The organism is Weizmannia acidilactici (assembly GCF_008974185.1).
GTDB lineage: Bacteria > Bacillota > Bacilli > Bacillales > Bacillaceae_C > Weizmannia > Weizmannia acidilactici.
In genome coordinates, this window is the sequence record NZ_BKZP01000051.1 from 1 (window position 1) to 12,420 (window position 12,420).

The window sequence follows — 12,420 nt, forward strand, 5'->3', positions numbered from 1 at the left end:
TTTATAGGAATAATTTAATTTTAACATAAATTTTTGTCTAATCTTGTATTTTGTTATTTAAAGGAAAATTTTAAGTATCCAGAATCTCTATAATTGAATGGCTGACCCAAAAGTATAAGCAACTTTTGAGTCAGCTATCTTATTTTTTCCATTTATATTTAGTATATAAGTTTATGATAAAATAGTCATATAAAAAATGGATAGTTATCAGGAAGTAGGAGGCAGAGTATGACTGTAAAAGCAGACATCGATTTTCAGAAGGATTTGTTTGAGGCAGCAAATAAAATGCGCGGGAGTGTGGCTCCTGCTGATTATAAACATTATGTTCTTCCGTTAATCTTTTTGCGCTATCTTTCTAACAAGTATGAAAAGCGCCGAAAAGAATTAGAGCAAATTGTAAAAGATCCAAGCAGCGATTGGTATACGGAAGATGATGAAATGCGCCAAATCATCATTACCGACCCGGACCAATATAAGGCGGAAAACGTCTTTGTAGTGCCTGAAGAAGCAAGTTGGTCTTATATTATGAAAAACGCCAAGCAGCCGAATATTAAAGAGATTCTTGATAACGCGATGAATCGTCTTGAAGAGGAAAACCCAGAACTGGAAGGCATGCTGCCGCGAATTTACCAAGGTTCGAACTTGCCGCCTGAAAATGTGGCAGGATTAATCGAAATTTTTTCTCGCGATGTATTTAGCGCCAATACGGATGACAGTGTAGATATATTGGGTCGTACATATGAGTATTTTATTAGTTCTTTTGCCGCTTCCGAAGGTAACAGAGGCGGAGAATTCTTTACACCATCCAGTATTGTTAAACTGCTTGTTGCCATGCTGGAGCCGAAAAGCGGGATTGTTTTTGATCCGGCGTGCGGCAGCGGCGGGATGTTTATACAAAGTGAAGAATATGCTCCAAACAAACACGCTCTGTCGTTTTACGGGCAAGAAAATGTGGTAACGACCGTGCGTCTTGGAAAAATGAACGTTTTATTGCATGGCATCAATGCAGAAATTCGCTTGGGTGATTCGCTGTTAAACGATCAGTTCCCTGATTTAAAGGCTGATTACGTGATTGCCAATCCGCCGTTTAACCAAAAAGACTGGGGAGCAGATCGTTTATCGAAAAAAGACCCTCGCTTAATCGGACCTGTTACAAACAGCAATGCGAACTATATGTGGATGCAGCATTTCTTATATCACTTAAATGATGCAGGTACGGCAGGGTTTGTAATGGCAAATGGAGCCATGACAACGAATGTGAAAGAGGAGAAAGAAGTTCGTCAAAAATTAGTTGACGAAGGATATATTGACTGCATTGTTCAATTACCTGAGAAACTGTTTTTTACAACAGGTATTCCATGTTGTTTATTTTTCTTAAGCAAAAACCGTGACGGCAAAAACGGTTACCGAGCTAGAAAAAATGAAATTTTGTTTATCGATGCTCGTAAAATGGGGACCCTCGTTAGTCGTAAGCAAAAAGCACTGTCTAAAGAGGAAATTGATAAAATCGCAGCTGTTTATCGTGCCTACAAATACGAAGGTGCTGAAGGATACGAAGATATTGTCGGGTTTTGTAAAGTTGCAACAATTGATGAAGTACGAGCCAATGACTACAAATTAACACCGGGGATTTACGTTGGGACGGAAGTATCCAATGAAGACGATGTACCGTTTGAAGAAAAAATGGCTGAATTGACACAGCGGCTTTTAGAACAGTTTGAGGAGTCTAATCGCCTTCAAGAGAAGATTAAGAAAGACTTGGAGGGTTTAATTTGAAAAAATATCAATATCGTCTTGGAGATTTGATTGAGCGAGTAATAGATAATCGTGGCAAAACACCTCCTTATCAAAATGAGGGAATACCGATTATTGAAGTTGCGTCCATTGCGAAAAACAATAGACATCCAGATTACAAAAAGGTAAATAAATATGTAAATACAGAAACTTACAAATCTTGGTTCAGAAGCGGTCATCCGCAAAATGGTGACGTGCTTGTGTCGACAGTAGGACAAATCGGAAAAGTTAGTATTATGGATGAAACAGTTGCTTGTATAGCACAAAATATAGTAGCGCTAAGAGTAAAAAAAGAATTATTAGTACCTGACTTTTTATATTACTATTTAATTAGGGATTCAGTACAAGATTTTTTACAAGCAATGAACATTGGTTCGGCGCAGCCAAGTATAAAAGTGCCTCATTTACTAGATTTAACAGTTGATATTCCGACGATTGAAACTCAAAAAAAAATAGTTGGGATTCTTAAATCGTTAGATGATAAAATCAAACTCAACTTAAAAATGAACGAAACTCTCGAAGAAATGGCAATGACGCTTTACAAGCATTGGTTTGTGGATTTTGGACCATTTCAAGATGGGGAGTTTGTGGAGTCGGAATTAGGGATAATTCCAAAAGGATGGAAAGTAAGCAGTCTTAAAGAATTTGCTAATATCCTAATGGGACAGTCTCCAAAGTCTGAATTCTACAATCAAGAAAAGAAAGGATTGCCATTTCATCAAGGGGTCAAAGATTTTGGTGCTCGTTTTCCAGTTCATACGGTTTATTGCACACAAGAATTACGAATTGCAAATAAGGGAGACATTCTTTTGAGTGTACGTGCTCCAGTTGGACGAATAAATATTGCTAATAATAAATTGGTAATCGGTCGAGGTTTATCTGCGCTTCATGCCAAAAGTGGACATAACTCATTTTTATTGTACACACTCAAAAGAATATTTGCTTTTGAAGATCAATACGGCTCAGGTACAGTATTTAATTCGATTAACAAAAAAGATATTGAACAACTCAAGTTTATCCAGCCACCTCAAGAAGTTCTTGATAATTTTGAAAAACACGTATCGAAGTTTGACTCATTAATAGAGAGTAATACAAAAGAAATTGAAGAGTTACAAGAATTAAGAGATTATCTCCTCCCCCGCCTTTTATCAGGTGAAATTGATTTATCTAAAGCAGAAAAACAAGTAGAGAAAGTACTTTAAATTGGATATAAATTCGACTAGGAGGTGCAAGCAGCATGGCAACGAGACCTCTGGGTGAAACGGAATTTGAAGAAACGACGATTGAACGTTTAAAACGGTTAGGTTATGACTATCTTCATGCGCAGGAATTGTTTCAGCGCGGAGAGCGGGACAGTCTTCACGAGGTAGTTCTTTACGGTCGGCTGGAATCCTTCTTAAAGAAGGCTTATCCGGCCATACCGGATCAAGAAATCAAAAGGCTTGCTCAAATTTTGACGGCGCCGGATGGGGTAAAACTGATTAACCGAAATATGCATTTTCACCAAATGTTGACGAAAGGACTTGAATTTTCTTATGAGGTAAACGATGAAACGTACACGCCTCATGTTTTCCCGATCGATTGGGAACATCCGGAGAACAATGACTTTTTAGTGGTCAATCAATTACCGATTGAAGGACGCATGTCCCGCCGGCCAGATATCGTTATATACATTAATGGTTTGCCACTGATTGTGTTTGAGTTGAAAAATCCGAACAACGAGCAAGCGACTGTTTATGATGCATATACCCAAATTCAAAACTATACGTATGATATCTCGCAATTATTTAACTACAACGCTTTTGTTGTCATTTCCGATAACGTGGAAACGAAGCATGGGATGCCGTTTGCCGATTACGATTTCTTTGCTTCATGGAAATCGATTGATGGACGAAATGTCGATAACAACCGCGCCAATACGATGCGCACGCTGATTGAAGGATTATTCCCGAAAGATCGTCTACTAAATTATATTCGTAATTTCATTGTCTTTTTAGAGGAAGGAAGTAAAATTACGAAAGTTGGTGCGAAATATCACCAATTTTTCGGTGTGAACTTCGCTGTCAATGAAGCGATACGTGCGACGCGACCTGACGGAGACAGAAAAATCGGGGTTATGTATCATACAACGGGTTCGGGTAAATCGCTAAGTATGCTATTTTTCGCAGGAATTTTGTCTCGCCACCCGGAAATGGAAAATCCATCAATTGTCATTCAAGTGGACCGTAATGACTTAGACGAACAGTTGTATGAGACGTTTGTGCAAGGAAAATCATACATCGGCCATGTGGAGCATGCAGAAGATACAGAACAGTTAAGAACGTTGCTGAGAGGGGAAGCCGGACAAATCATTTTCTCTACCATTGAAAAATTCCGTAAGAAAGAAGGAGAAACTAAGCATCCGGTTTTATCGGAAAGACGAAACATTGTTGTGATTGCTGATGAAGCACACCGCACCCAAGCCGGTTTTGCAGGTGGATTTGCTGCTCAATTGCGTTATGCTTTGCCGAATGCTTCCCATATTGGATTTACAGGAACTCCAGTCGATTTTGTTGATAACAATACGGAGGAGATTTTTGGGCATATTATCCATCGTTATGATATGGCTCAGGCGGTGGCAGATAAAGCGACGTTGCCAATCTACTATGAAAGTCGCTTAATCCCGCTTGATTTATCGGCTGACGACATTGATGAAAAATACAAGGAAATTATCGTAGAGGCTGGTGGAGACGATGAAGAGTCAGAGAACTATAAAAGAAAATGGGCCGCTCTGGAAAAAGTCGTCGGTACTCCAAAACGGCTCCGTCGTTTAGCCAAAGATATCGTATCACATTTTAACCAAGTCGCCAATCCGTTTCAAAAAGCAATGATTGTCTGTATGAGCCGGCGAATTGCGGTTGATTTGTATAATTATCTAAGAGAGATTCCAGAATGTCCTCCTGTTGAAGTGATTATGACAGGAGATGTATCAAAGGATCCAAAAGAGTGGCGAGAGGTTCAGCCGGGAAGCAAATATGCGCATATTAAGTCGAAAAAAGAGCAAGAAGAAGTGAAAGCCAAACTTCGTGACCCAGAAGACCCTTTGAAATTTGTCATTGTCGTCGATATGTGGCTAACAGGAATGGACGCCAAACCGCTTTCTTATCTTTATATCGATAAGCCAATGAAGGGACACAACCTGATGCAGGCCATTGCACGTGTAAACCGTGTGTTTCCGGGAAAAGAAGGCGGAGTAGTCGTTGATTATATTGGAATCGCTACTTCACTAAAAGAAGCAACTCATAAATATACGCAAAGTGGCGGCACGGGAAGTCCTGCTTATGATATTTCTGAGGCCGTTAATATCTTCATGGATCATCTGAAGGCAGTAAGAGGATTTATTCCAAGCGAGATTGATGTGCAAAACTGGCGGGCAAAACCAAAGATAGAGCGCGAGGACTTCATTGCAGATCTTGTTAACATTCTTTTAAACCGAGATCCCGAGGAATATATCCAAGCAGCCACCAAACTGGAAAAATCGTATCAGTTGGTGAAACATCAGCCGGAAGTACTTGAACTTGCAGATGAAGTCATGCTCTATTTAATGATGAAAGCACAACTTCGCAAACATTTGCGGCCACTAATTGAAAAACCGAGTGAAAATAAAACATTAGAAGAGCGATTATCAGAACTTATTGATAACAGTCTGTTAGCAAAAGAAACCGTTGACATTTTCCAAATAGCAGGGATTGAACGCCCGGATATCAGCATATTGGACGATGCGTTCTTGGCAGATTTAACGAAAAAAGAGCATGTAGACTTGCGCTTAAAGTTGCTGAAAAAACTTTTAGAGGACCAAATCAAAGTGACATTTAGCCAAGGAAGCCCACAGTCAAAGGCGTTAAGCGAACTTCTAGAGAAAACGTTAAGGGATTATCATAATCGTGTTATTCAGGCTGCCGATGTGGTCAGGGTTATGATTAACATGCGCAAAGAAATGGAAGAAGAAATACGCAAGCGACACGACTTAGGACTGTCAGAGGAAGAAATTGAATTTTACAAAGCGATCACTGCTATGGAGCAGGAAGCGTTCTCAAACGAGTTTCTTGCAGATTTAATCCATAAGGTTGTCAAAGCCTTAAAGAAACAATTAGCCGTAGACTGGACAAGCCCTCACCGTCGAGATGTTTATGCTAAAGTGAAATTAGCCGTCAAGCATGTACTCATGAAAGAAAAAATTACGGGTCAACAATTACAATTCTTAACAAATAAATTCATGGAACAAGCCGAACAACAATATAAGGACTGGCCAATGAATGCGTAACAACGAGAACAGATGTCTCTTATAGGGGCATCTGTTTTTGTATAAATGGTTATGAAGGGAGAAGAAATGCATGCAAGTAGGATTAGATAGAGAAATTATTAAAAGTCTTACAAGGAGAGTAGAGTCGCTTTCACCATTGAGTGAAATGCTTCGGAAGTAGACAGAATTAATAACGAGAATCGATCTTGGCTCAAACATAAGCCGGCAGTTCAAGTCGGTATTTTATCAATCTGAACTGTCGAGTGCCTTTAATACATGATGCTAGTATAGTTTCATGGACACCCTTTAGTGAAATATAATATTAACGAAGGGAATAAAACCGGATTATCTTTTACATTTGGCAGGTCAAAATAGTGTGGTTGATTCATGGAAGGATCCTATAGGCACCCTTGATATCAACCTTATGTCGGCAGCATATTTATTGGAAGCAATTCGAAAAGTAAATTCATCTTGTAAAATTTTGATTGCCGGATCTGCGCTACAAATTGACCCCGTTAATCTTTCAAATATTCCTCATCCCTATAGCCTCAGTAAAACACTCCAAGAGATTGTTTCAGTAGCTTGGAAAAAATTATTCAAAATGAATATTGTTATCACAAAACCAACAAACTTAATCGGGCCAGGTTGTTCAAATGGAATAAATTCCATTATTGCTTCAAAAATAGTAAAAATGGAGAGAAATGAGGCAGATCCCATTTTAATTGTCAATAACTTAAATGCAACTCGTGATTTTCTGGATGTTCGAGATGCAGTGAATGCATATGAGATTTTATTAAACAAAGGAGAATCCGGAGAAGTTTATGATATCTGTACAGGAATAAGTCGGACAATAAGGGAAATGATTGATATTTATAAGAACTTAACCGATGTAAATTTAGAGGTGAAAGCTACTTCGAACCAGAGCGGATCGGAAGTGGAGACAAGAAAGCCTTCGAAATTATTTGAATTAGGTTGGAAACCAAGCATTCCCTTCGAAGCCTCATTAAGGGATACTATTGAGTTTTTCCGAACAAACCCGGAAATTTGTATTTAAATGATGACTCCCCTTATCATATACATTCAGGATTTTTGTCTGAACTTATGACAGGGGCAATTCATGATAGTAAAAGTGGGGTTTAACAATACTTAGCCCCCTTTTTGGTGTTGTAAATCATGTGTTATCTGACAGCGTATAGGTCAACGGTTCGAGATCGGTATGTTCCACTACAACTTTCATTTTTGTGTAAAAGAAATAGGATGATTTTTGCTTTGCCATGTGCTTTAACTATGGACATCTGTTCTCCATAAAAGCCAAAAAGTTAGCTCGAAACATGTTTGAAATAAGTCTTTATGAAATTTGCGTTAAAAATGTAATTAGGGCTTGCTGAACAAATCAGATGCAAGCCAAAATTCAGTTATCAAAAGACAAAATAGTGTTTTGTAAAAATTTAAAAAAAAGAACTCTGAGCTTTCGCCCCAGGTTCATGATGAGAAATTGGAGAGCTATAACTGTTTCACTTGTCTCCTGAAGGCGTGCTCGAATAAGGTCCAGCCCGTATTTGCGCTTGCCTTCACCAAATTTGCCTTCAACGGCATTACGTTCAGAGGCATCCTGATTCACCAATCGTTCCAAGGACTTGTCTTCTGTCTTGGATGGGTGGCCAAGCCGTGGCCTACTTTAGATGCCGAGAGATTTGCAGTAAGCCAGATTTTCACGGTTCCGGCAAATTTTGTCCGCCAGAAATGCTTCTGGGTAGATACCAAACCAGTTGTAGTAATTTTCAACAGATTCCTTGAGATGCCTACATTGTAGTTTTCTCAATCAAGCCTTTCAATCAGGGCATAGCCATCGACAACACTGATGGCGTCTTTCGAACTGAACTCCACGTTCGCTTTTGCCTTGCCCCTTACAATTGGGTGGACATGCGGTTGGGAAATGCTCACAATCCGGTGGTCAATTCGTCTTTAATAATCAAATGAATAAATGGTTGGAGGAAATCCTAGTTATATCAAGTAATGCCTGGCTATTTCAGTCTGCGAAAGTTGAGTTGATTATCTTAACCATTTGCATTTCATTTGTCTAGACAAGCAGTCAAGAAAATGCATATTTTACAACATCTAACCGGAAAGGAGGGGGAAATATGTCATCCTGCTAGGAATTAGCAAATTATTATCGGGGGAACGGTGATTGTGTCGCACCCGGTTTGTGTCGTACAGCGTCTGCGCAATATCAATGCAACGATTTTAGGCCGCCGTACACGTTCGCCATTGTCACTCCCATTTGCGCTTTCGTTTGAAAACAATCGTAACGGACGCACGTTGAATCTCGGTGAAACAGTGATTTTAGAAAATGAAATCAATCCGTTTTTAACAGCATTGCGTAAACGGGGGATTACTGTTACAGCAGTTCATAACCATAGGCTGTTTGATAGTCCGCGTCTGATGTACATGCACTGGGAAAACGTCGGCAATCCGTTCGAGTTTGCACAGAACAGTATATCTACAGCCAAGGAAGCCGGTTTATTTTAGGTGTTTTTCACCAAAGAGGGAAATATAGTTTTCCCTCTTAAAAACTTTTGTGTGAAGACATTTTTTCAAGCATAGAAAAGCGATTACCAATATAAGCAAAGTTGAAGGCCAATTGCTTATGAATAAAATGAAAAGATCTTTTCGTTTCAATATCCCACTCAATTTTCATGAGGAATCTTTTACAAGTATGAAGATGTGTAACAAAAAATATTAAAAAAGAAGAATGCCAGGCATTCTTCTTTTTTAACGGTGCGCCTGGCATGGCTGCACTCTATAGGGTGAAAGTCCCGAATCGCGAAGGCAGTAGTAGCGATAGCCTAACGCAAGGGTGTCGTAGTGATGCGGAATCTGAAGGAAGCGAGCGGCAAACCTCCGATTCTTGAGGAACATGAACCTCATACAAGGCTAGGTATCATTGGATGAGCTTGCCGAACAAAGTAAAGTCCATACTGCCAAAGGTGATACAGAGTAAATGAGGCAGATAGGTGTAGGGAAAGAGTGCAGTCTTACCCAGAGAGGTCTGACTGGTACGCCGACTAAGTTGGTAACTAGCCTAGTGATAGGTTATTGAACAGTCAGAAGTCAGCAGAGATCATAGTACAAATAAGGTAGTTCCTCATTTGGAAGGACTGAACCATGAAGGAGTGTGGAATAAACTCGAATTTCACTTTGTTCAATGAAGCAGACAATCCAAAGATGGACTTACTCAGTGGATAGAAACGGTGAATTCCGTGGGAGACATTGAGAGGGCTGAGAACTAAAGTGGTTTAAGGAGAGACAGAAAAGCATAACGGATGTGAGATACCAAATCACTATCCGACTGACTTCATGGAACCGCCGTATACGGAACCGTACGTACGGTGGTGTGAGAGGATGGAGGTTAGTCACCTCCTCCTACTCGATTTACCCCCACACCTCATGTGCAATTTTGACAACATGCTCCAGTTTTTCCCATTGCTGGTCTTCCGAAAGCAGGTTGCCTTCTTCGGTGGAAGCAAAACCGCACTGTGGGCTCAAGCAAAGCTGGTTGAGCGGGACATATTTTGTTGCTTCGTCGATCCGACGCTTAATCTCGTCCGCATTTTCCAGATCGCCGAATTTGGAAGTAATCAGGCCGAGCACGATTTGCAGGTCTTTTCTTTGCACATGACGCAACGGTTCAAATCCGCCGGCGCGGTCGCTGTCATATTCCAAAAAGAAGCCGTCAATATGGAGGCCGTTAAAGAGCGTTTCTGCGACAGGCTCATAGCCGCCGGAAGCAATCCATGTCGAGCGGAAATTGCCGCGGCAAATGTGCATCGTAATGGTCAAATCTTCCGGCCGGCCATCGACCGCTTCATTAATCGTCCGGGCGTAAAGCTCCTTTAGGTGATCCGGATTTAGTCCGCGGGCTTTGAGCTGCTCTTTTTGTTCTTCAGAGCAAAGGTATGCCCATGCCGTATCATCGAGCTGCAAATAGCGGCAGCCGGCATCGTAAAAAGCTGCAATTGCCTTTTTATAAGCCTGCCCGAGATCATGGAAAAACAGCGCTTCATCTTTGTAGCGCCCATAGGCAATCGTGCCACGGAAATGCAGCATACTCGGGCTCGGAATTGTCATTTTTGCCATGTGTGTACCGGCAACGCTATGTAAAAATTTAAAATCATCAATCATCGGGTGGCCGTTAAAATCCAAGTCCCCGACAATCCGAATGGAATGCGATTTCGTTTGCCTTCCCTTAAACTGGATGCCGCTTTCGGTTTCGTAGCCTTCCACGCCGTCAAGATTTTCGAGAAAATCAAAATGCCAGTAAGCGCGGCGGAATTCCCCGTCTGTCACAGATTGAAGACCGATTTCTTTCTGTTTTTCCACAATCCTTTTAATTTCTTTATTTTCCAATTCGCGCAGCGCTTCAGCTGGAATCTCGCCTGCTTCCTTTTGGCGGCGGGCCTGCTTAAGTTTATCCGGCCTTAACAGACTGCCGACATGGTCAGCGCGAAAAGGCGGTTGTTTCTGAGTAGTCATTGTATTCTCCCCTTTCTATAAATATTTAGAATTATAGCAAAAGAGAGGGGGGAAGTAAACCTAATTTTGTTAAAATTCCTGCCAAAATGATTATAGCGTTTTTGGTTCACTGGATATTTTTTCATCGACCCTTCGGATAAGGGCAGCATTTTCACCGCCAAACTGATAAACGACTATGACCATCCTCTCTTCCAAGTAATTCATTTCGTTTTTTTGTCTGCAATGGCTTCAATGGCAACTTGCGGGATGATGAAAGGGAACAGTTTTAAAAAAATGCCGGCCGGTTTGCTGTTTAACGTCCATTAGTTGTAATACAGCAGGAAAAGCAGTACACAAGACCTGTTCGTATTATTGTAGTTGATTGTCTTTCAATAATCCCGCCCTGAATAAGCCGGTGCTAAAACCTTAAAAATTAAATATTTTAAATATTATTGACCCTAAACAAAAAACAAAGCTATACTTGTTTTAAGCGTATCGCTAGAAAATCATTTTATAATAGGGTGGTTATATTGCATATTAATAAATTTGTAATCCCTGAAATTATTTTTGGGAAAAATGCGCTTGACCAGGCTGGGGAGGCATGCTTGAGGCTTGGGGCCAAGAAAGTGTTAATTGTCAGCGATAAAGGGGTTGCCAATGCCGGCTGGCTTGATCATGTGATAGAAATATGCAGGAATTCCGGCCTCCCTTTTGCAACTTTTACAGATATTACTCCCAACCCTAAAGATACCGAAGTAATAAAAGGATGTTCGGTGTTTGTGGAAAATGAATGTGATGCCATTATCGGAGTTGGGGGCGGCAGCGCTTTGGATGTTGTGAAAGCGATTGCAATCCTTGCTGCAAATGGTGGAAAAATCAGTGATTATGAAGGGATCGATAAGATTGAAAAGCCGCTGCCGCCCATGGTAATGATCATGACAACAGCCGGTTCCGGATCGGAGGTTTCCCAATTTTCCATTATCGTTGATACTGAACGAAAAAGAAAAATGACGATCGTTTCCAAAACATTAGTTCCTGATATTGCAATTATCGATCCTTACACTTTAGTTACAAAAGACAGTGCTTTGACTGCGACAACGGGCATGGATGTGTTGACCCATGCGATTGAAGCTTATGTCAGTATAGCTGCCACACCATTAACAGATGTCCAAGCTAAAAATGCCCTTGCCCTTGTATCAAATTATCTGCGCCCATCTGTTGCTTCCAAAACGAATATGGAAGCGAAAGAAGCAATGGCGATGGCCAGTCTGCAGGCCGGGCTAGCTTTCTCTAATGCAATATTAGGTGCAGCACATGCAATCTCACATGCAATCGGTGGAAGGTTCCTTCTACCACATGGAGAAATAAATGCTATCCTTTTACCTCATATCATGGATTTCAATTTTATCGCAGTACCGAAGCGTTTTACAGAAATTGCAGAAATGATGGGGATCGACACTAGAGGGTTGACGCAGCGGGATGCCGGAAATGCAGCAATCCATTTTGTAAAACAATTATCAATTGATATCGGTATTCCAGAACGTTTAAATGAAGTGCAATTTTCAGAAGAGGATATTGACTTGATCAGTCGGACAGCGCTGGAAGATGCATGCATGATAACCAATCCGCGCGACATGGACCTTGAGCAGGTAAAAACCATTCTAAGAAACGTCTTATGAGGCGGTGAATATTGTGCTCAATGATAAATATGAAATGATCGCCCTATTAACAGGGGTGAAATCTTCTAAAAAAAATTATTACACAGAATTAAAAAATACCATTGAACAAGTAAAAAAGAAAAATTTACAATTAGAGATTATGAATGAGATCAT

Annotated in this window: 7 protein-coding genes and 1 pseudogene; 6 read left to right on the forward strand and 2 right to left on the reverse strand. The window is 40.5% G+C overall.

What is annotated here, in order from left to right; all coding sequences use genetic code 11:
- The first annotated feature begins 228 nt into the window (after window positions 1-228).
- The 4 genes from BpJC4_RS14970 (at window position 229) to BpJC4_RS14990 (ending at window position 7,130) form a co-directional block, all read left to right on the forward strand.
- Window positions 229-1,776: a type I restriction-modification system subunit M gene (locus BpJC4_RS14970; RefSeq protein ID WP_151698142.1), complete on the forward strand. Its 1,548-nt coding sequence runs from the start codon at window positions 229-231 to the stop codon at window positions 1,774-1,776.
- The gene (locus BpJC4_RS14975; protein ID WP_253724335.1) at window positions 1,773-2,996 is read left to right on the forward strand and encodes a restriction endonuclease subunit S; all 1,224 of its coding nucleotides are present in this window, start codon (window positions 1,773-1,775) and stop codon (window positions 2,994-2,996) included. The genes BpJC4_RS14970 and BpJC4_RS14975 overlap by 4 nt, the downstream gene beginning before the upstream one ends.
- 35 nt (window positions 2,997-3,031) lie before the next feature.
- Window positions 3,032-6,097, forward strand: a complete 3,066-nt coding sequence (locus BpJC4_RS14980) for a type I restriction endonuclease subunit R (RefSeq protein ID WP_151698143.1) — start codon at window positions 3,032-3,034, stop codon at window positions 6,095-6,097.
- Window positions 6,098-6,410: 313 nt separating this feature from the next.
- Window positions 6,411-7,130 (forward strand): NAD-dependent epimerase/dehydratase family protein, encoded by a 720-nt coding sequence (locus BpJC4_RS14990; RefSeq protein ID WP_259371270.1) that lies wholly within the window; start codon window positions 6,411-6,413, stop codon window positions 7,128-7,130.
- Window positions 7,131-7,487: 357 nt separating this feature from the next.
- Here the strand turns inward: BpJC4_RS14990 and BpJC4_RS14995 are convergent.
- A pseudogene (locus tag BpJC4_RS14995) lies at window positions 7,488-8,038 on the reverse strand (transposase); the annotation flags it as partial.
- A gap of 210 nt (window positions 8,039-8,248) precedes the next feature.
- Between BpJC4_RS14995 and BpJC4_RS15000 the strand changes: the two are divergent.
- On the forward strand, window positions 8,249-8,605 hold the full coding sequence (locus BpJC4_RS15000) for a DUF1259 domain-containing protein (protein ID WP_371862259.1): 357 nt from the start codon (window positions 8,249-8,251) through the stop codon (window positions 8,603-8,605).
- A gap of 903 nt (window positions 8,606-9,508) precedes the next feature.
- Here BpJC4_RS15000 and BpJC4_RS15010 read toward each other — a convergent pair.
- Window positions 9,509-10,609, reverse strand: coding sequence for a 5-methyltetrahydropteroyltriglutamate--homocysteine S-methyltransferase (locus BpJC4_RS15010; protein ID WP_151681696.1), 1,101 nt, complete (start codon window positions 10,607-10,609; stop codon window positions 9,509-9,511).
- A gap of 509 nt (window positions 10,610-11,118) precedes the next feature.
- Between BpJC4_RS15010 and BpJC4_RS15015 the strand changes: the two genes are divergently transcribed.
- Window positions 11,119-12,267, forward strand: coding sequence for an iron-containing alcohol dehydrogenase (locus BpJC4_RS15015; protein WP_151681697.1), 1,149 nt, complete (start codon window positions 11,119-11,121; stop codon window positions 12,265-12,267).
- Window positions 12,268-12,420 lie beyond the last annotated feature (153 nt).